Consider the following 20,715-nt stretch of genomic DNA (forward strand, 5'->3'; position numbering starts at 1 on the left):
GACGGTTGAGAGAGCGACCATGAAAGGCGACTTCACCAGAGGCCATCGTCCTGATGCCAAGCGCAAGGAGAAGTACCGGCGCGTGCTCCTGCAGGAGGGGCGGCTCGTTCTGGACAGCGATGTCGCGGCCAGCGTCGACGCGGCCGACACGCTGATCCGCGACCTGGCGTCCGACGTGGGCTGCAAGCAGGGCAGTCCGAACCTGGGCTACCTCGCGACGCCGGGCCCGCTCCTGGCGGTGTTCGAGACGCTCGACGGCGTGACGCTGCCGGCACCGGGCGGCGCGTTCGTGGCGTACCGCGACTACGGCGCGAAGTACCATGAGCGCTTCCCGTCCCTGTACGTGGGGTCGCACGCGGCGGGCGGCTTCGTGAAGATCCTCGCCCGGCGCAAGCTCACCAAGGCCCGCTATCCGAAGGTCCGCCTCTGGCTGCGGGCCAACGCGAGCGTGGAGGTCCGGATCCAGGGCGTCAGCGCGGGTGTCGTTAACGCCAACGACGCGGCGAACTTCAAGTTCTACGACGTGCTGGTGCCCGCGGGCGCACCCGCCGAGTACGACACCCTCGAGATCGGCTTCTCCGCGGCAGGCGCCGCGAACGAGGCGTGGATCGGCTTCATCGAGGGCTTCGAGGCGGCCACCAAGGCCCCGCTGTTCTCGTACACGCGCGGCCGGTACTACCTGCAGGGCCTCGCGGTCGAGTCGGCGGACGATGGGATGTTCTGGGAGTCCACCTTCCCGACCAGCAAGGGCTTTCCCTCCGGAGACACGCTGCCCGTCGCGGGGAGCTACGTCGTCGCCTACCTGGAAGGGTGGGAGCGGCTCATCACCCGCATCGAGGACGGCGGCATCCTGGAGCAGGCGCTGGGCGGTGTGCTCGACACGACGGTGCGCTCGAAGGCGGTGGGCCAGGTCAAGCTCGCCGTGTTCGCGAATGACGGCGGAGATCCGCTCGCGGCCAAGGACGACGTGCCGGCCGCCTTCGCCAAGGTCGACGCGGGCACCGGCAGGCTGAAGCTCACCACCAAGGTGGCGCCGGACAACCTGGACCCCTGCGCGATTCCGGAGGCAGGCGGCTACACGGGCGCGGACAACCGCTTCTACCGCTTCGAGGTGCACAAGGGCGGCGCGCTCGGGAACGTCGAAATCAAGTGGTCGAGGAACAACGGCTCGGACGTGTTCGCCGTCGCCTCCGTGGCGAACACGCTCACGAACCTGACGCTCGCGCCCGGCGCCGAGGTGAAGGACGGCGACCTCATCGAGCTGCTCGATGAGACCGACGACCTGGGTGACGCCGCCCCCGCGGAGGTCGCGCTCACGGCGAAGGTGTTCAGGGCCTCGCAGCGCTCGGTGGGGCAGCTCTTCTACGCGGAGACGACGGCCACCTCCGGGCAGCTCAAGCTGCGCGACGCGGTGACGCGGCTGCCGGTGAACGTGCCGGCGGACTTCGCCAACAAGACCCAGGCGCCCCGGAAGGTGCGGGTCTGGCACGGGCTCCTGGTCACGAAGCCCAAGGTGCTGGGGGATCCGCCGGTCACCCTGTTCGACCTGGGCGACGGCATCGTCATCGAGCTGTCCGGCGCGGCCTTCCGCCCGGGCGACTACTGGCAACACGAAGCGCGCAAGATCAAGGACAACCAGAACGGTCCCTGGCAGGAGCCGCCGCACGGTCCGGAGCGGCTGTTCGCGCCGCTGGCCCTGTTCCGGTACACGGGCGAGAACGCGCCGCTGGAGCTGGTGCGCTGGTACGACCATCAGTACTCGGCGCTCTGCGAGCTGAACGCGGATGACATCGCCTACGACGGCGGCAAGGTCGGCACCGACGCGGACACCGTGCAGGAGGCGCTGGACGAGCTGTACGCCAAGGAGGACGGCGGCTGCTGCGACGTGTCGCTGTCACCCTCCGAGACGCAGGGGGACGACACCGCTCGCATCCAGCAGGCCATCGACGAGGCCATCGACGGCGCGACCCTCTGCCTGGAGCGAGGTATCTACCGGATCCACGGGACGCTGAACATCGTCGGGAGGCGGGTGACGCTCTCCGGATGTCCTCATGCGACGCTGCTCGGCTTCGAGGGCGACGCGCCGGTGTTCTTCGTGGATGGGGACGCGTGCCTCACCCTGCGCGACCTCCTCGTCTTCCGGCGCGAGGCCTCGGGGCCGCTCGTGCAGCTCACGCTGTCCGGTGGAACGCCGGGAGAGAAGGGGCTCGCGCAGTTCGTCCCGACGCAGGTCCGCCTGGAAGGGGCCGCGCTGGTCCATGCCGGTGAGAATGGCGTCGCCATCCAGATCGCCAAGCCCGCGCTGCCGGACTTCAAGCCCGAGGAGCCGGCGCCGTTCATTGTGTACCCCGACACGCGGGGGACCACGTCCATCCGCGCCGAGGAGTCGATCCTCCTGGGCGCGTGGGGCGTCGCCGCGGAGTACGTGTTCATGACCGAGCTCATCGAGTCGGTGGTGGTCTGCGAGCGGGCCGGCATCTACGCCAAGGGGGCGGGAGGTCTTCGGCTCCGGCGCTCCTCGTTCCAGGGGTGGCTGGACGTGGAGCGCCGCAAGGTGCTCATCGACGCGGCGGACGAGGACCTGGAGAAGACGGTCACGAGGCTCATCGAGACAGAGGCCGGCGGCTACAACGCGGACAGCGTCGGCATCGGGGTGAGCGGGATCGACTACTGGCGAAGCGAGTTCGAGCAGTGCACGTTCGCCTGCGGAAGCCCGGTGCTCATCGGGTACCTGTACGACCTCGTCTCGGTCGGCAACGAGTATGTGGGCGCGCATGCGGGCATCCGGGTGGACTACCTGTACCAGTGCCGGATGTCCGGGGACCGGTTCTCCACCTCCGGCGCGGCCGGCCTCTGGCTGCCGTGGCTGACCAGCTCACTGAAGGTCGAGGGGTGCACGTTCACGGGGCAGCGCGGCATCCTCTTGGCGGCCTCGGCTGATGGCAGCCCGCTGCCCGCCCTGGAGTCCACGTACCCCTCGCTCGCCGAGGTCGGCATCCACGACAACCAGTTCCTGTCCTACCTCGCGGGGGTCCAGATTGGACCGAGCCTCGTCCAGCAGGAGGAGGGAACGAGCCCGCCGGTGGTGAGCATGGTGGGGGTCGCGGTGACGGCGAACGTCTTCTCCAACACCTCCCTGGGCGTCGCCTGCACGCTCATGCCTCCGCCCCCATGGGGTGAGGAGCCGGAGGAGCGGACCCAGCGGCTGCGCATCGCGGGCAATCAGCTCGACGCCGCGGTCGGGGTGCTCGCGCTGGGGAACGACGTGGTCGTCCAGGGCAACACCGTGCGTGGCCAGCAGCTGAGCTTCTCCAATGACGTGCTCGGCCTTCCGCTGCACAACGCGCGGCAGGTGGGCCTCTACCTGGCGGACGGTGGATACAGCGTCGTCCAGGACAACGTCATCACGCTGAGCGCGGTGTCCCAGGCCGAGAAGGGCGGGAGCCTGGGCATCCTGCTCTACGAGCGTTGGACCGAAGGCGAGCGCGACGACATCACGGTCCAGGACAACACCGTCACCGCGTCGACTCCCTTCTGGGCCGCCGAGGGTGAGACGGGCGCCGGGACGCATGGGCTCCTGCTGGAGGGAAACCGCTTCACCGGGTTGGGATGCAGGTGCGAGCAGCTCTACGAGAGCGTCCTGCGGAACAATGTCTTCACGGGCGGGATCCGGATCGCGATCTCGGGCGGAAACACCATCTCGGGCAACCGCCTGTCGCAGCTCCCGAGCAGCCACATCGCGCTCCGCATCACCCAGGTGTGGGGGGACTGGCAGATCGAGGACAACCGCGTGGATGGGAGCATCGTGCTGACCCCCTATGCGTACACGACCTCCGGAGTGGCGAGCACGTCTCCCCGGTTCATCGAGTCGCTGCAACCGTGGGTGGCTCCGGCGGACACGGTCAACCGGGGCACCGTCCGGGTCGCGGAGGTCCAGCCGATCCTCCAGACCTATACGAAGGCGCTCGCCGCGGCGGCCATCGACAAGGAGTACTCGTACAACGCGCAGGTGCAGGGCAACTGGGTGTCAGCGGATCTGGTCGTCGGCTGGCCGAACGTGAGCTCCAAGTCGCCGTATGACACGTATCCGCCGGCGGTCGCGGACACGTACTCGGGGGTCCAGATCGTGGGCAACCGGGTCGGCGCCATGCTCGTCACGAACACGTACAGCCGGCTCGTGTTCGCGCACAACTACGCGACGGACTTCAGCATCCCGGGGTGGAGCCAGACCGGGATCATCACTGCCCCCAACTTCAACGCACCCTGACGAAAGGACGCACTTCATGCGACCGACGCAGAACATGAAGAAGGCCTTGAAGCTCCCGGACGTCAGCGACCCCCGTCCCCAGCGGCCCGCGCCCAAGAATCCGGGCGCGTGGGTGGCCGCGCGGCGGGAACAGCTGGAGCTGAGGCTCAAGTCGATTCGCGAGCTCTCGGGCAGCGCCGCGCTGGCCCAGACGATGACCGCTGGACGGGAGCTCATCCAGGAGCTGTCGAAGGCCGCGCAGCAGGGAAAGAAAGACGTCCCGCAGACTCCGCCGACCAATACCCCGACGAAGCCTCCCACCAAGGCGGAGCTCGCGAAGATCGAAGAGGCGGAGCGCAAGGCGCTCGAGGCCTGGAAGGGTATCGAGAAGGACGCACAGGAGCGGCTCGCGCTCCGCATCCGCCGGGGTGAGGCGAGGGTGCGGGCGCTGACCGCGTATCAGTCCGCGCGCACGCGCGGGCTCGGAGGACCGAAGAGCCAACCGCGGAAGCCGGAGAAGGGCTGACCGAGGGTGGGACGCCCGGCCGCGAAGACTCCGGCGCCTGTGAATGCGCCGAGTGCGGCGGTACCCGCGTCGCGGGCCGCTGAAGCCACCGGTGTGTCCCACGCGGCCGACCCGGGCTTCTCGGGGGGCAGTCCTCTGGGCCCTTCGACCCGGTCGCGGATGGAGGGCGCCTTCGGGCGTTCATTCGACGGTGTGCGGGTGCACACGGATGCGCGCGCGGCGGGCTTCGCCGCCGAGCACCAGGCGGAGGCCGTCACCACCGGACAGGACATCGCGTTCGGGACGTCGAAGTACCGCCCCGGCACCGAGGGCGGCGACAGGCTGCTCGCGCACGAGCTGACCCACGTGGTGCAGCAGGGCAACTCCGCGCGCGGAGCACCCCAGGCCAAGAGCGAGGTCTCCACGCCGAACGAGCCAGCCGAGATGCAGGCCGACGCGGCTGCTTCCCGGGTGCTGTCGGGACATCCGGCTGGAGTCACCGAGGGCAGCTATTCGGGGTCGACGCGAAACCGGCTGATGCGCAAGGCGCTGTCCCCGGCGAGCGTGCCGGTGCCAGGCAATGCCGCGGAGACAGCCGGACCGACGGAGGCGAAGTCCACCAACGGCCCCGAAGTCACAGGGGGGCCGCCAGGGAAGAAGCGCAAGAAGCCCGAGGAGGCGGAAGCGGCCGAGGCCGGCAAGGAGCAGGCGAAGACGCCCGGAGAAGAGGGCGCCGGGGCGGAAGCGAAGACGGCGGAGGGGCGGCAGGCTGGCGTCGAGGAGCCCGCGTCCACCCGGAAGATGCAGGACGGGAAGCAAGGCGCCAGAGCGGCCGTGGGTGGTGGCCTCGCGGGAAGGCTCGCGCAGTCGCTGCGCGAGAAGGTGACGCGGGGAGAGGAGAAGCCCGCGCTGTCGCCCGGAGCGAACGAGACGCTCCGCGAGGCAGCGGAGTCCGGAGCCACCGGCGCGAAGAAGGAGCAGGGCAAGGCCGGTGAAGCCCGAGCGGCCGGACTCCAGGCTCCGGAAGGAATGGCTGCCGGTGAAGTGGCCCGGCTGCGTGGGACGAAGCCCGCGGGTGGGACCCTCAGCGAAACAACGCCTGCTGCGGCAAAGGCGGGTGGCGCAGGGAGGGAACTCGGAGCACTCGTCGAAGGCAAGACAGGTGTTGCTGGGAAGGAACCTGGAGCGACCGCTGAAGGCATTGCAGGTGTTGCTGGGAAGGAGCCCGGAGCGCCCGTCGAAGGCAAGGCAGGTGTTGCTGGGAAGGAGCCCGGAGCGCCCGTCGAAGGCAAGGCAGGTGTTGCCGGGAAGGCGCCTGAAGCGCCCGTCGAAGGCAAGGCCGGTGCTGCCGGGAAGGAGCCCGGAGCGCCCGTCGAAGGCAAGGCAGGTGTTGCCGGGAAGGCGCCTGAAGCGCCCGTCGAAGGCAAGGCCGGTGCTGCCGGGAAGGAGCCTGGAGCGCCCGGTGAGGGCAAGGCCGAGGGTCGAAAGGGCGCCGAAGCAGAAGGTGCGGCGACAGGTGAGAAGGGCGCCGAGAAGAAGCCGGGCGCGCCCGACGAAGCAAAGGCCCTCGCGGGAGAGAAGGAGGAGGGCACCAAGAAGGGCAAGGGCGGCGACGCGAGCGCGAAGGCCGAGGGCCAGGCCAAGGCCCGACATGGCGTCCCCGGAGATGTGAAGAAGGCCCTCGAAGGCGCGAACGAGAAGGGCCCGGCGGGTGCATCCCCCGCGACAGCGGAGCGCGAGCCCGCGGCAGCTGGAGGAGGCGGTGGCGGAGGTGGCGGTGCTGGTGGAGAGGGAGGCTCCGAATCTCCCGAGGCCCAGGCCACCGAGGAGAAGATCGACGAAAAGCAGCCCGAAGAAGAGGCTGCCGCTGAAGCACAGCAAGATCAGGAGGAAACCGCCGAGGGCGAAGCGGGCGGCGGTGGTGAAGCCGAGGCCGAAGGAGGCGGTGGTTCAGAGCCGGCGGAGGCGCTGAGTGGTGGTGGCGGAGGCGAAGGAGACACCGAGCCCACCAGCGTCGACGCCGCGGAGAAGGGACCCACCGAACAGCAGGTCGAGGCCAAGGAGGCCGCGTCCACAGCGGAGACGAACCGGGAGATCGCCGAACAGAAGCAGGCCGACGCCGAAGAGGCGCAGGCGCAAGAGCCAGCTCCCGAGAGCGCGGGCCCCGAGGAGGGGGCGCTCTCTCCAGCGGAACAGGGCGCGGCGACAGCCTCCGTGAGCGAGGATGCGGGCGGTGGTGCCGGCGCTGCCGCCGGGGGCGGTGGAGGCGGAGGCGCCATCCCCGACAAGCCCGCGCCGGCCGTCCCCGATGTCTCGGGCAGCGAGCCCAAGGCCGGGCTCGGGTCGCTCAAGGGCCTGGCGCCCATGTCCATCCAGGGCGCGCTCGGGAGCGTCTCCCAGTCGGTCTCGAAGTCCGTCGGCGACAAGAAGCAGGCGCTCGCCGCGAACCCACCCACGCGCGCGGCCTCCTCGGGCATGCCCGGCAAGAAGGGCGCGACGCGGCTCGACCTCGGCGCTGACGGCAAGGGCGGCACGAAGGCCGAGAAGGTGAACGAAGGCGCCGCGGTCGAGACGCCCGCGGCCGAGCCCGTACCCGAGGCCCCAGCCCCCGCCGTCAACGCGGTGACCGCCCCCACGACGAGCGGCACTGGCGAAGGAGAGATGTCGCAGCAGGACGCGGACCGGATGGGGTCCGCGGTCGACAACATGCCCACCTCGGATCCCGAGGTGAGCACCAGCGCGGGCCCACCGCCCACGCTCGCGCTCGAAGGGAACGCGGATCCCACGCAGGTCACGGCCCAGCGCGTGAAGATGGACCAGTCCGTGGCGGCCGCGCACGACACGGGCAAGGTCGACGCGCGCAAGCCGATGGGGGAGAACGAGATTGCTCCCCAGGAAACCCACGAGACGCTCGCCGCGCAGGTGCCCGCCAGCGGAGGCGGCGCGGGCGGAGGGGCGGGAGGCCCGGGCGGCCCGGACGCGGAGGCCGCGTCGATCATCGCCCAGGAGAAGAGCCAGGCGGAGATCGACGCCGCGGTCGAGAAGGGCCAGGGCGACATGGCCCAGGAGGAGGCGAAGGAACAGGAAGCCTCCGAGGCCGAAACCCAGCGCACCCAGGACCTGGCGGCCCAGGCCGAGTCGGACGCCGCGGCGGAGCAGGAAGCGGAGAAGGCCGCCGCCCAGAACGAGGTCGCGAAGAAGCGCGGCGAGTGGAACGAGGAGCAGCAGGCCGCCGTCGACAAGAGCCACACCGAGGCCGACACGAAGCAGCAGGAGGCCGAGGAGAAGGTCGAAACAGAGAAGACGCAGGCCGACGAGAGCGCCGGCAAGACCATCCACGAGGGCGAGGAGAAGGCCCAGCAGGCCAAGGAGGAGGGAGAGGCCAAGGCCGAGCGCGAGAAGGCCAAGGCCAAGGAGGAGTCGAGCGGCTTCTTCGGCTGGCTCGCGTCGAAGGCGAAGGCGTTCTTCAACAAGATCAAGGAGGCCGTGAAGAGCGTCATGAAGGCGCTCCGCGCGGCGGTGAAGGCGGCCATCGAAGCGGCGAAGAAGGCCGCGGTCGCGCTGATTGAAAAGGCGCGGCAGGCGGTGGTCGCGGCCATCCGTCTCGCGGGTGACGCGCTCATCGCCATCAGCGACGTGGCGCTCGCCGCGTTCCCGGAGCTCAAGGCGAAGTTCCAGGGTGCCGTCCGTCAGACGGTCCAGGACGCCGAGGACGCGGTCAACAACATCGCGGACAAGCTGAAGAAGGGCGTCACGAAGCTGCTCGACGCGCTCGGCGAGTTCCTCGACAAGGCCCTGGGGCTGCTCGAGAAGGGCCTGCTCGCGGCCGTGGACGCGGTCGCCGCCGTGGTGGACTCGGCGATCAAGGCTGCGGAGGCCGTCGCCAAGGCGCTGGGGACGTTCCTCGCGCTCATCAAGGACATCGCGGCGGACCCGGGTCAGTGGATCGCGAACCTGGGCGCCGCGGTCGTGGACGGCATCAAGAACCACCTCGTGAAGGCCATGGCGTCGGCCATCAGCGACTGGTTCAAGAGCAAGGTCGAGGAGGTGCTGGGCATCCCCATCGACCTGATGAAGGCGCTCTTCACGGGCGGCTTCAACCTGGAGGCCATCGGGAAGATGGCTTGGGAGGCGCTCAAGTCCGCGGTCCCGGGCATCCTGGTCCAGCTGCTGATCGAAAAGCTGGTGGCGATGATCGTCCCCGCCGCGGGCGCGGTGATGGCCATCATCGAGGGCGTCCAGGCGGCGTGGGGCGCGGTCAGCCGGATCATCGCGGCCATCGACTCCTTCATCACCTTCCTGAAGGCGGTGAAGGGCGGAAACGCAGGCCCGCCGTTCGCGACCGCGGTGGCGGCGGGCGCCGTGGCGGTGATCGACTTCGTCGCCAACTGGCTGCTCAAGCGCCTCATGAAGCCGGCGAAGAAGGTGTCCGGCAAGCTGGCCGCGCTTGGCAAGAAGATCCTGGCCAAGATCAAGAAGGGGCTGAAGAAGGCCGGCAAGAAGCTCAAGAAGTTCTTCAAGAAGGCGGGCCAGAAGCTCAAGAAGCTGAAGGACAAGGTCTTCGGCAAGAAGAAGAAGGGCAAGGGCCGGGACAAGAAGAAGGACAAGGACAAGAAGAAGAAGGAGCAGATCGAAAAGGCGCTGCGCGAGGTGCCTCCCAAGGTCCGGGCGCTCGTCGCCAAACGGCCCAGGAAGCTCATGCTCACGATGCAGCTCCTGAAGCTCAAGGTGCAGTACCGCCTCAAGAAGCTGGCCGTCAGCGGCACCCGTCCCAACTACACCATCTCGGGTTTCATCAACCCGCCGCTGCCCGACGAGAAGATCTTCGGGGTCGACTCACACAAGTTCCTCAAGGCGGTCCAGCTCGTCGCGCAGAAGTGGGCGAAGCGGCGCAAGGCGGAAGAGCGCGCGCCGGATCAGGACCTGATGGCCATGCCGCAATTCGGTGTGGAGACCCGAGGCTTCGGAAAGGGGGGCGTCCACAGCCCTGGCATGGCGGGCGCGGAGCCGGTCTCGTTCGAGACGAAGGGCTCCCTGACGCTCATTCCTGGCGTGGAGAAGCCCCGCTCGTATCTCGCGATCACGAATGAGCTGGAGAAATTGAGCGCGGAGGACCGCGACAAGTTCGGGACGATGCTCGCGCAGCTCGTCAAGCGCAAGCGCGCGGACGCCAACGTGGCGGGGCTGGGAGAGGTCTTCGGGACGATGTTCGTCTCCGAGCGGAAGCGGCACTCGAAGAACCTCGTCTACGCGCTCATGGCGGTCCAGACGATGGCCGCGGGTGGCGCGTCACCCGTGGAGATGCTGAACCCGAAACAAGGGGAGGGCGGCGGCATCTTCCCACCGGCCTACAAGGGGGCGGTGCAGGGGCAGGGAGGCACGTCCAGGCTCGGAAACAATCCGACCCAGGCCGCGCTGGATCAGTGGTCCGCCAAGGAGACCCAGAAGCAGGCCAAGCTGCCCGAGTACAGGCGGACAGATCCGGAGCAGACGTTCGCCGAGGCGTATCGCCGCGAAGTGGAGCAAATCAAACGGTGGGCCAAGGCGGCGGGGCTGGAGGAGAAGATCTTCAACAAGGATATGTCCCCGCAGGAGATCGCCGATATCATCGACGCTGCTCTCGCGAGCTATTTCTCGAAGGGATGAGGCACCCATGCGCACCTTGATCCTCAAGGAAGCTGTCGGGCGGGAGCGGATGGAAGAGGTGATGCGCGGGATGGGGCTCACGCTCGCCAAGGACGACACGGTGGAGCAGATGGTCTGGCGGGTCTGGATGGCCGCCGACCGCCAGAGCGCCGTGCATGACATCGACGATTTCGTGACGAAGGTCCGCTACCTCTCCGTTCGCGGAAAGAAGGAGGGCGCGCTCGTGAAGCAGTTGTCGGCGGCCCTCCCCGTCTGGGCCCGTGACGACCTGCTCAAGCATGCGCTGGAGCTGCTCGCCCACGGCTCGGACGAGGACCGGCAGAAGGTCGCCTTCGAGGTGGCGGCGGAGATGGACGAGTACGATGCCGCCTCCGCGGGTGTCCTGACGGCCTTCCTCAAGATGGACGAGCCGAGCATCCGCCGCGCCGGCGCACGCGCGCTGCGCTCCCGCCCCTGGTCCATCTTTCGCAGCACGGCGAAGCAGCTCTCCGAGGACGCGGACCCTGAAATCGCCGCCGTCGGCAAGGAGATGCTGGCGCGAATCATCGAGCAGCATGGCGAGTAGGGTCATTCGAAGTCCTCGTTCGCCAGGTGTTAGACTCGACGCAATGAAAGCCAGCCTGCCCCCCTGACCTCTCCGAGGAGGAGCAGCGGCTCTGCAAAGAGGTCCTCGCCTTCACGATGACCAGCCCCGAGCGGCTCATCGCATTGCTGCACGCGGTGCGCTACGTGGTGGCGAACGACATCCCAGGGAGCATCGTCGAATGCGGAGTCTGGCGTGGTGGCAGCATGATGGTCGCCGCCAAGGCCCTGCTGTCCCTCGGCGCGCAACGTGCGCTGTACCTGTTCGACACCTTCGAAGGGATGACGCCTCCCTCCGATGCGGACCGTTCCTGGAGCGGGGTTACGGCGGAGCAGCTCCTGTCCAGATCCGCCCGGCGAGAGGGCTTCAACGTTTGGTGCATCGCTGACGAGGCGGACGTGCGCGCCAACGTGAGCAGCACGGGCTATCCGATGGATCAGGTCCATCTGGTGAAGGGGCGGGTAGAGGAGACGCTCCCCGCGCAAGCGCCCGACACCATCGCCCTGCTGCGCCTGGACACCGACTGGTACGAGTCCACCCGGCACGAATTGGAGCACCTCTATTCCCGGCTCTCGCCGGGCGGAGTGCTCATCATCGATGACTATGGCTACTGGCAGGGTGCACGCCGGGCCGTGGACGAGTTCTTCGCGAAGCAGCCGCGCAAGCCGCTGCTCCAGCGAATCGACATGACGGGGCGTCTGGCCATCAAGGTGTGAGCACGCATGAATCACCAGGCCACCAAGGCTTGACCGGGCGGGACTGCCGCGCCGCGTGGCTCACGCTCCTGGGAGGCGCCTTCTGGCTCCAGAGGCGTTCCCGCCGGATGCGTTAGCGCAAGCAACCGCCCAGACTCGCCGGGCTCGGCCGAGGCGCCGTGGAGCGCGGCGGCCGCCTGGGCAAGACCCGGACCGGCCTCCTTCCACCAGCCGCCGTCCCGCGTCCGTCAGGGACACGCTGCGAGTGGTGCGGTGGAGCAGGACCACGCTCAGCTGCTTTTCGACGAGGTGCCGCGCGCGCTCGGCCTGCTGAATGGTGGCAACGCGCTGGCCACCACCATCGCGGCGCCGCTCGGCAGCTTCCTGGGCCAGTACATCGGGTGGCGGGGAGCGTTCTTCGCGGTCGTTCCGCTCGCGGCCATCACCCTCGTGTGGCAGGCCTCCAGCTTGCCCCCAATGCCCACGGAGCGCGCCGCTCCGCCTCCGAGCACGTTCGCCATCCTCCGTCGCCCGCGGGCGCGGTGGGGCATCCTGGCGGTCACGCTCTTCTTCATGGGCCAGTTCGCCCTCTTCACATACCTGCGCCCCTTCCTGGAGACCGTCACGCGGGTCGGCGTGTCCACGCTCTCGCTGCTCCTGCTGGGGATGGGCATCGCGGGGCTTCTGGGCACGTACCTCATCGGCTTCCTCGTGAGCAGGCGGCTGTCCGCGGTGCTCATCGCGGCTCCGGTGGCGATGGCCGTCATCGCGGTCCTGCTCATCGTGTTCGGCCCATCGCTCGCGGCAACGGCCGTCCTGCTGGTGGGGTGGGGGCTCATCGGCACGGCGGCGCCGGTCGCGTGGTGGACGTGGCTCAGCCGCACGTTGCCGCGCGACGCGGAGGCTGGCGGCGGTCTCATGGTCGCGGCCATCCAGCTCGCCATCACGGTGGGCGCCTCGCTTGGAGGGTGGCTGTTCGACCGGAGCGGCTACGGGTGCACGTTCGCGGTGAGCGCCGTGCTGCTCGGAGGAGCGGCCCTCCTGGCCATCCGTGCATCGAAACCTGATGGCTCCATCCACGCATGAGGATGACGACAATGAGAACACGTTTGCTCGGTGCGGCAGCGGGAGCTTCGTCATCACCCAGCAGCGCGATGTGGAGTTCGCGGGCGGTGAAACAAAATATACGAGCGGCACGCCTGAAACGGTGAGTGACAGGCCGACTGCGATGGCTCGCGAGTTCTACGACTTCTATCGCACCGCGCGGGGGCACCCACATCGAGACGATCTCTCCCCGGCCGATGCTCTTCATCGCGGGCGAGAACGCCCACTCCCGGGAGTTCAGCGACGAGGCCTACCGGCTCGCCGGTGAACCCAAGGAACGGGTGCTCGTGCCCGGCGCGGGCCACGTGGACCTCTACGACCTGCAGTAACCTTGGCGCCCTCCACATTCCGGGTGCCTGCTCCATGACGAAGAAGACGGCTGCTTCCGACGTGAACCCTGGCTTCTCCCGCCGCACGCTCCTCGGGGCCGCGGCGGTCGTGACGGGGGCGCTGGCTGCCCGGGATGCGCGTGCCCAGGCGCCTTCCGCCGCCGCGCCAGGGGCCTTCGCGCTCGAAGAGGTGACGGTCGCGGAGTTGCGGGCGGGCCTGGAGTCCGGCAAGTACACCGCGCGCGGGCTGACGGAGGCCTACCTCGCGCGCATCCGTGCGCTCGACCGCACCGGGGACCTGCCGCTGTGCTCCGTCATCGAGCTCAACCCCGACGCGCTCGCACTGGCCGACGCGCTGGACGCCGAGCGCAAGGCGAAGGGCGCACGCGGGCCGATGCACGGCATCCCCGTGCTCATCAAGGACAACATCGCCACGGCGGACAAGATGCAGACCACCGCGGGCTCACTCGCGCTGGTGGGCGCCGTGCCCCCTCACGATGCGTTCATCGTGGAGCGGCTGCGCGCCGCCGGTGCCGTCCTCCTGGGCAAGACGAACCTCAGCGAGTGGGCCAACTTCCGCTCCACGCACTCGATGAGCGGCTGGAGCGGGCGCGGCGGCCTGTGTCGCAATCCCTATGCGCTCGACCGGACCCCTTCCGGTTCAAGCTCCGGTTCGGGCGCGGCCACCGCGGCCAACTTCTGCGCCGTGTCGGTGGGCACGGAGACGGACGGCTCCATCGTCTCGCCCGCGTCCGCGTGTTCGCTGGTGGGCTTGAAGCCCACGGTGGGGCTCGTCAGCCGCGCGGGCATCATCCCCATCTCTTCGACCCAGGACACCGCGGGCCCCATGACGCGCACCGTGGCGGACGCCGCGGTGCTGCTGGGCGTGCTCGCGGGCGAGGACCCGCGTGATGCGGCCACTGCCGCCAGCCGGGGCCACGCCCACCCGGACTACACGAAGTTCCTCGACCCCAAGGGGCTCGCGGGTGCGCGCATCGGTGTGCCGCGCGAGCGCTTCTTCGGCTACCACCTGGCCACGGACGCCATCGCGGAGCGCGCGCTCGAAGTGATGAAGGCCCAAGGGGCCGAGCTGGTGGACCTGGTGGCGCTGCCCAACGCGGCGAAGCTCGACGCGCCGGAGATGGAGGTGCTGCTGTATGAGTTCAAGGCGGGCCTGGAGGCCTGGCTCGCGCAGCTCGGCGAAGGCGCCCCCGTGCGGACCCTCGCGGACCTCATCGCCTTCAACGAGAAGAACCGCGAGCGCGAGATGCCCTACTTCGGCCAGGAGCTGCTGCTCCAGGCGCAGAAGAAGGGCCCGCTCACCGACGCCGCCTACAAGAAGGCGCTCGCGGCGTGCCGCCGGTACTCGCGCGCCGAGGGCGTGGACGCGGTGATGAACAAGCACAAGCTGGACGCGCTCGTCGCCCCGACCCAGGCCCCGGCCGGCCCCATCGACCTGGTGCTGGGCGACCACTGGCTGGGCAGCAGCTCCACGCCCGCCGCCGTCTCCGGCTACCCGAGCATCACCGTGCCCGCGGGCGATGTTCATGGGCTGCCGGTGGGGGTGTCCTTCATCGGCCGCGCCTGGAGCGAGCCCGTGTTGCTCAAGCTCGCCTATGCCTACGAGCAGGCCTCGCACGCGCGCCGCAAGCCCGGGTTCGCCAGGAGCCTGGACCCGCGTGGCGGGTAGGGTGGACCGGGCCGTGCCCACTTCTTGATCCTCGTCAATGCGCGCGAGGGCTCCTCCCTCCACTCTGGAGGCCACAACGTCGCTGAACGTTCTGGAGCCCTCGCGATGAACATCTCCCGCCTTCACTCCCGTTCCCTGGGCGCGCTCTTCCTCCTGCCGTTTCTTGCCTACGGCATCGGCACCGCGCTCGTGACCTCCATCCTGAAGGAGCCGGAGCTGCTGGCCGGACAGCGGACGCTGTTCGTCGGGGGCACGCTGCTGCTCCTGTTGGACGCCCTCTTCGTCGTCGGGATTGGCGTGCTGTTCTTTCCCATCCTCCGGGAGCGGAGCCCGGGCATCGCCGTCGCGTACCTCTGCACGCGGGTGATGGAGGCGATCACCCTCATCGTTGGCGTGGTGTTCCTGCTGTGCATCCTTCAGCTCGGAGACTCCGCGTCGCCGGAGCGGGTGACGCTGGTCAACCTGCTCTCGAAGGGGAACTTCTGGGCGTACCAGCTCGCGATGCTCATCCTGGGGGTGGGCAGCGTGGCCTTCTGCCTGACGCTGTACCGCTCCCGGTTGCTTCCCGCGTGGCTCGCGCTGTTGGGCGCGGTGGGCTACGGGGCCCTGACGCTGGGATGCGTGCTCGAGCTCTTCGGGCTGCCGTGGGGCATCTTCTTCTCCGGGCCCGGAGGTCTGTTCGAGCTGTTCCTGGGCAGCTGGCTCATCGCCAAAGGGTTCCGGACGGTCACGCCTTCCGTCGCGGTGTAGCCGGCTTGCCGCGCGTGGTGATGCGCTTGCGGATCCGGCTCAGCGACTCGGGCGTCACGCCGATGTAGCTGGCCAGCTGGTACTGCGGGATCCGCTGGAGGAGGTCCGGCCGCGTCCTGGAGAGCTTGAGGTAGCGCTCCTCCGGGGTGTCGGTGAGATGGGAATTGAACCGCTCCTGCTGCTCCGCCAGGACCTTCTGCATCGCCATCCGGGAGATGCTCTCGAAGCGAGGGAAGCGCCGGTACAGGTCCCCCTCGCGTTGCTCGGTGCCCACCACCACCGTGGTGTCCTCCGCGCAGACCAGGAAGTGATCCGCCGGGGTCTGGGTCATCATGCTGTGAATCGAGAGGACCCATTCGTCCTCGGTGAAGAACCCGTTGCTGCGCTCTTCACCGTCGACGACGGTGTACTGGCGGACGCAGCCCTGGAGGACGAAGTAGGCCTCGGTGGAGACCTGGCCCGCCATGAGCAGGTGCGACCCCTTCGGGCAGGTCTTCACCACCATGCTGTCCAGGATGGCCTGGGCTTCCTCGTCCGACAGAGGAGCGATGCGGCGGAAGTAGTCGACGAGCTTGTTCTTCATGAGAGCCCCGCGCGGCGGCGGGGCCCCCATCTTCCCAGGTCAGAGCGTCTTGAGGTACTCGATGATGGCCAGACGCTCCGGGTCGGTGAGCACGGAGTTGAACTCGTGGCCGCCATTGTCCTGGCCGAAGGCGTTGGTGTTGTAGATCTTCCGGTCCTCGAGCTGCTGTCGCGTGCGGGTGGGCGGGAAGAAGATGTTCCAGGAGACCGCCAGGTTGCTGAAGAGCACGTTCATCATCTCCTGCGCCAGGGGGGTGGTGAACTCGTCGCCCGGCTGGCAGTTGATGTACGGCGACACCGTTGGATTCAGGGGCGTGCGCCACTTGCAGGGGATGGTGTCGTACTTCCAGCCGAGCCTGGTGGAGTCGTAGGCGCGTTGCAGGTCCGTGTCGAAGCCCATGATGGTCAGCGGCTGATCCCACCGCGGGGGCGCGGAGACCCGGCGCCAGATGGGCTTGCGGTCGGCGGGCTTGAGCACCTCCCAGACATTGGGAACAGAGCCATTGTGGAGGTACGGCGCGGTGGCCCAGACCCCGTACAGCGGCGGCGCCAGGTAGCCGAGCTCCCGGTTGCCACGGATGTGCGGCTGGTTCTGCGGACCACAGTCATTGGCGGTGCCGGCCGTCGAGGGATAGCCGAAGAAGTTCTTGGCGCCCGCCGACTGAACCGCCGCGTTGTTGGTATTCACCCGGACCGGGTCGGTGCCAATGATTCTCAGCGGCGCGATGTAGCTCGCCATGCCCTCCAGCGCGGGGGTCGCCAGGAAGGCGGGGTCGTTCACGTAGCGAGGCGAGTAGGCTCCGTGGCAGCTCGCGCACGAGCCGTTGCCCTGCGGCCGTGGCACCGTGTTGTTTCGCCCCGGTTCCCACATGTCGAGCGTGTGGAACAGCACGGCTCCCTGCTCGGCCAGGGCCTGGTTGATGGGCAGGGGATAGGGCGGTGACTTGAGGGAGTCCACCCAGGTGTTGAGCGCCGGGCCGTTGTTCCGCATCCAGTCCTGCCCCGCTTCACTCAACGGCCCGCCAGCGCTTCCGAACAGGCCAATGAACGGGGTGTAGAACACCATGTCCACGCGCGGAGCATCCATCGGGAAGACACCGTCGACGAACTTCACCGGCCGGTGTCCCATGTTCCACCAGGCGGGCGTATCCATTCCGGCGGTCGAGCCGGAGTTGATGAGACCGATGACCTCGGAAGGCGTCAGCAGGTTCTCATCCGGGAACAGGAAGGCGAGGTTGATGTCGCTGGCGTTGTTGGTGCCGCGGGTCCGGTTGAGGTTCAGGAACGTGGCCAGCGACGCCGGGTAGCCCAGGGGTAGCAGGTCGCTCAGGAACAGGTCCAGGTCCGCCAGGCTGCTGCCGCCGCCCAGTTGTACCCCGAGCCCCGGGCCATCCCCGGGCTTGCCCACCACGCCGCTGTGGCAGGCATGACAGGTGACGCCGATACGGCCGCTCCAGCTCCCATCCGGGTTGCGGAGCTGCGTGAGCATCTGCGGCAGCTGCCCGCTCCCGCCGTTGGAGAGATTCGGCAATTGCCCGGGCAATGGATAGGGATTGCGCTCGGTGCTCACCCCTGACCCGTAGCGCTGGGCGACCAGGGTGTCGAAGTTGTCGGGACGGAAGGGAAATCCCCAGACCCGCCACAGCTCGTTGTATTGCGCCGCGGAGAAGGTCGCGATTCCGAACGCAGCCTCGGGCCGCGTGTAGTCGGTACCGGTGAACAGCACGCCCACGCCGGGATGTCCGTTGGTCAGCAACCCCTCGCCATGCGCGAAGCGCGCACGCAGCTCACCACAGGTCTTCGCCGCGCCCTGCTCCTTTACGGCCTCCGGGTCGACATGACAGTTCTTCCAGTAGGCATTGAAGTGCACCGCCCGCCCGTCACTGATGCCGGGCTGCACCAGGGTTCGGGGGTCCACCGGCAAGAGCGCGCTGTCTGGCTTGCCATAGCAGAAATCCCACTGCGCCGAGCCGCCTCGGCTGCTCCCCAGCAAATCGCCCCCGGCGCTGACGCCAGGCACCGCCAACGCCGCCATGACAGACAGCATGCGAATGAATGGCACGGCAGCCCCGCTGCCGGCGAACGGCCTTCTCTCCACGAGCATGAGCTCCTCCTGCTTCGCTGTGGGCTTCTGTGACGGCGAGGCTGAAGAGCGCGCGGAGGTTCATTGTCGGGCGCCTCGCTCATGGAGACGATAGGTCTCTATTGGCGGGGCGTCAACAAGGGGGCGGGTCGCCCGGGCGTAGACCTCAGGGTCTGTCCAGCAGCTCCAGCGCGGAGGTGGTCAGCAGCGTGACGCCGGTGCGCAGCGCGCGCTCTCGGTCCGGCGCGTAGAGGGGCGAGTGCGGGGAGGGCAGCGACTCCTCCGTGCCCTTGGCCTCGGCGAAGCGTTTGGGCTCGGTGATGCCCAGCCACAGCATCACGGAGGGCACGCCCGCGCGGCCGTACTCGGAGAAGTCCTCTCCGCCCATGACGGACGGCGTCTCGCTGAGGTTCTTGTCGCCCATCACCTTCGCCACCGCGTCCACCAGCCGCTTCGTGAGGGCGGGGTCATTGAAGGTGGCGGGTGTGCCTTCGGTGACCTTGACGTCGGGAGGGCGGGGGGCTCCGGAGGCCATCGCCTCCGCCTTGGCGATGCGCTCGATGCCGGCCAGCAGCGCCTTGCGCACCTCCGGCTTGTACGTGCGCACCGTGAGCTGAAGGCGCACCTCGTCCGGGATGATGTTGTGCTTGGTGCCACCGTGGATCGAGCCCACCGTGATCACCGCCGGCTCCAGCGGGCTCTTCTCCCGGCTGACGAGCGTCTGCAGCGAGAGAACGGTCCGCGCCGCCATCACCACCGGATCCACGGTGGTGTGCGGGTACGCGCCGTGCCCGCCCTTGCCGTAGAGGGTGACGTCCACCGAGTCCACGCTCGCCAGCGCATAGCCGGGGGTGAACCGCACCGTCCCCGCCGCGGCGTTGGCCACGGTGTGCAGGGCCACGGCGACGTCCGGCTTGGGGAAGCGCTTGAAGAGGCCATCCGCCAGCATCTGCCGGGCGCCCGCGCCAATCTCCTCGGCCGGCTGCCCCACCAGCATCAGCGTGCCACTCCACCGGTCCTTCGTCCGCGCCAGCAGCGTGGCAGTGCCAATCCATGACGTCATGTGCACGTCGTGCCCGCACGCGTGCATCACCGGGACTTCCGTCCCGGCGCCATCCTTCGCCTTCGTCTTGCTGGCGTAGGGCAGCCCCGTCTTCTCCTCCACCGGCAGCCCGTCCAGGTCCGTGCGCAGCATCACCGTGGGCCCCTTGCCGTTGCGCAACAGGGCCACCACGCCGTGCCCGCCCACCTTCGGTGTCACCTCGAAGCCGAGCTTGCGCAGGCGATCGGCCAGCTTCGCCGCCGTCTTCTCCTCCTGGAGGGACAGCTCCGGCGTCTGGTGCAGGTCGCGGTAGAGCGCGTCCAGTTCGGGGTACAGCGCGTCCAGGCCCGCGAGGACCGGAGGCGGGGGCGCCGCCGCGAGCGAGGGGCCGCCGGGCGCCGCCACACAGGCGAAGAGCAGGGGAAGCAGGGGGAGCGTTTTCACCAGGGGGCCTCCTGACCGTCAGGGAGCCCCCACTACAGCACGTCCTGCGCGGAGCTTCGCGCCGGAAGCCCCTCAGGCGAAGGCGGCGCTGCGCAGGATCATCACGTCGGCGAAGTCGTGGCGCGGCGGCGCGAGACGCAGCGCCCCCTGCGACACCTGCTCGAGGAAGTGCTCGCCGTAGTCGTGGCGGGGGCCCGAGGCGTACACGGTGATGTCGCGGGTTCGCGCGATGTCCCCGAGCATCCGGGCCACCGCGTGCGCCACCTCTCCCCAGAAGGGGAAGAAGAGATAGAACGCGGTGCCGTCCGACATGTCCACATCCCGGACATCCGCGTGGATGAACTCCAGGTTCGGCAGCGCGAAACGTTTGCTGTTGAGGCGCGCGGACTCGACGTACGTCTGTCCATACTCCACGCCCTTGACCCGGGCGGAGGAGCTCGCGGCGACGGTGATGGCGAACTTCCCGTTGCCACAGCCGAGATCGTAGACCACGTCGCGCGGCCCCGGGCTCGTGATGGAGAGGAAGTCGGAGATGCGCTGGGCCCGCGAGGCCAGGTTCACCTGACCGAACGGGGGGCGGTCCTGGCCGGTGGTGATGCGTGAGATGCGCAGCAGGCCCTCGAGCCAGTCATCCGCCGCCGTGCTCGCGCGGCCCGTGGCTTCAATGAAGCCAAGCCCCTCCCACCGCTCCCGGAAGCGCGCCGGTGAGAGGTCCCCCGTTCGAAGCTGCTGGGCGACGTCATCTCCGGCCGCATCCAGCGCCGCGGTGACCAGGAGTGCACGCGCCTGCAGCGCGGCCCAGAGCGCCTGGAGCTCCGGACGGGCCTTCACATCGAGCAGGAGCAACTCCGGCTCTACGTTCTCCTGCACGAAGGCGAACTGCTCGAGCAGGGCCCACTGAACGCCCAGGCCCAACGTTCCCAGATCCCCTGGGACGAGGAGCGCCTCGGCGCGCTCGACCCACCAGGGAGGGGCAGGGGGGACGGGGGCGGAGGGGGGCATGGGACAGGAGGATA

At 68.9% G+C, this 20,715-nt stretch carries 12 protein-coding genes and 1 pseudogene; 9 read left to right on the forward strand and 4 right to left on the reverse strand.

Features of this window, described 5'->3' with window-relative positions:
* Window positions 1-19 precede the first annotated feature (19 nt).
* The 9 genes and pseudogenes from ACX114_RS14235 (at window position 20) to ACX114_RS14275 (ending at window position 15,548) form a co-directional block, all read left to right on the forward strand.
* The gene (locus tag ACX114_RS14235; protein WP_459298456.1) at window positions 20-4,267 is read left to right on the forward strand and encodes a DUF6519 domain-containing protein; all 4,248 of its coding nucleotides are present in this window, start codon (window positions 20-22) and stop codon (window positions 4,265-4,267) included.
* A 16-nt stretch (window positions 4,268-4,283) separates the two neighbouring features.
* Window positions 4,284-4,772 (forward strand): hypothetical protein, encoded by a 489-nt coding sequence (locus ACX114_RS14240; protein WP_459298458.1) that lies wholly within the window; start codon window positions 4,284-4,286, stop codon window positions 4,770-4,772.
* 93 nt (window positions 4,773-4,865) lie between these two features.
* Complete coding sequence (locus tag ACX114_RS14245; RefSeq protein WP_459298460.1) at window positions 4,866-10,397, forward strand: eCIS core domain-containing protein; 5,532 nt, start codon at window positions 4,866-4,868, stop codon at window positions 10,395-10,397.
* A gap of 7 nt (window positions 10,398-10,404) precedes the next feature.
* Complete coding sequence (locus tag ACX114_RS14250) at window positions 10,405-10,962, forward strand: hypothetical protein (RefSeq protein ID WP_459298462.1); 558 nt, start codon at window positions 10,405-10,407, stop codon at window positions 10,960-10,962.
* A gap of 113 nt (window positions 10,963-11,075) precedes the next feature.
* Window positions 11,076-11,696, forward strand: a pseudogene (locus ACX114_RS14255) (TylF/MycF/NovP-related O-methyltransferase); the annotation flags it as partial.
* 252 nt (window positions 11,697-11,948) lie between these two features.
* A complete protein-coding gene (locus ACX114_RS14260) occupies window positions 11,949-12,761 on the forward strand; it encodes an MFS transporter (RefSeq protein ID WP_459298464.1) in 813 nt (270 codons plus the stop codon).
* 215 nt (window positions 12,762-12,976) lie between these two features.
* Entirely contained in the window at window positions 12,977-13,108 is a 132-nt protein-coding gene (locus ACX114_RS14265) for a hypothetical protein (RefSeq protein WP_459298466.1), read from the forward strand.
* 34 nt (window positions 13,109-13,142) lie between these two features.
* A complete protein-coding gene (locus ACX114_RS14270) occupies window positions 13,143-14,798 on the forward strand; it encodes an amidase (RefSeq protein WP_459298468.1) in 1,656 nt (551 codons plus the stop codon).
* Window positions 14,799-14,903: 105 nt separating this feature from the next.
* Window positions 14,904-15,548: a DUF4386 domain-containing protein gene (locus tag ACX114_RS14275; protein ID WP_459298470.1), complete on the forward strand. Its 645-nt coding sequence runs from the start codon at window positions 14,904-14,906 to the stop codon at window positions 15,546-15,548.
* On the opposite strand, the gene ACX114_RS14280 is transcribed toward ACX114_RS14275, so the two are convergent.
* From ACX114_RS14280 to ACX114_RS14295, 4 genes are all read right to left on the reverse strand, one after another.
* A complete protein-coding gene (locus ACX114_RS14280) occupies window positions 15,526-16,131 on the reverse strand; it encodes a Crp/Fnr family transcriptional regulator (protein ID WP_459298472.1) in 606 nt (201 codons plus the stop codon). The two genes, ACX114_RS14275 and ACX114_RS14280, sit on opposite strands and share 23 nt — an antisense overlap.
* Window positions 16,132-16,170: 39 nt before the next feature.
* Window positions 16,171-18,165, reverse strand: coding sequence for a rubber dioxygenase RoxB (gene roxB, locus ACX114_RS14285; RefSeq protein WP_459298474.1), 1,995 nt, complete (start codon window positions 18,163-18,165; stop codon window positions 16,171-16,173).
* A gap of 214 nt (window positions 18,166-18,379) precedes the next feature.
* Window positions 18,380-19,699, reverse strand: coding sequence for an amidohydrolase (locus tag ACX114_RS14290; RefSeq protein ID WP_459298476.1), 1,320 nt, complete (start codon window positions 19,697-19,699; stop codon window positions 18,380-18,382).
* 72 nt (window positions 19,700-19,771) lie between these two features.
* Window positions 19,772-20,614 (reverse strand): methyltransferase domain-containing protein, encoded by an 843-nt coding sequence (locus ACX114_RS14295; RefSeq protein ID WP_459298478.1) that lies wholly within the window; start codon window positions 20,612-20,614, stop codon window positions 19,772-19,774.
* Window positions 20,615-20,715 lie beyond the last annotated feature (101 nt).

The organism is Corallococcus sp. M7, from assembly GCF_054512695.1.

Coding starts and splice junctions, on each gene's coding strand:
- ACX114_RS14235 (WP_459298456.1), top strand. CDS start 20: ATGAAAGGCGACTTCACCAGAGGCCATCGTCCTGATGCCAAGCGCAAG.
- ACX114_RS14240 (WP_459298458.1), top strand. CDS start 4,284: ATGCGACCGACGCAGAACATGAAGAAGGCCTTGAAGCTCCCGGACGTC.
- ACX114_RS14250 (WP_459298462.1), top strand. CDS start 10,405: ATGCGCACCTTGATCCTCAAGGAAGCTGTCGGGCGGGAGCGGATGGAA.
- ACX114_RS14265 (WP_459298466.1), top strand. CDS start 12,977: ATGCTCTTCATCGCGGGCGAGAACGCCCACTCCCGGGAGTTCAGCGAC.
- ACX114_RS14270 (WP_459298468.1), top strand. CDS start 13,143: ATGACGAAGAAGACGGCTGCTTCCGACGTGAACCCTGGCTTCTCCCGC.
- ACX114_RS14275 (WP_459298470.1), top strand. CDS start 14,904: ATGAACATCTCCCGCCTTCACTCCCGTTCCCTGGGCGCGCTCTTCCTC.
- ACX114_RS14280 (WP_459298472.1), bottom strand. CDS start 16,131: ATGAAGAACAAGCTCGTCGACTACTTCCGCCGCATCGCTCCTCTGTCG.
- roxB (WP_459298474.1), bottom strand. CDS start 18,165: ATGGCGGCGTTGGCGGTGCCTGGCGTCAGCGCCGGGGGCGATTTGCTG.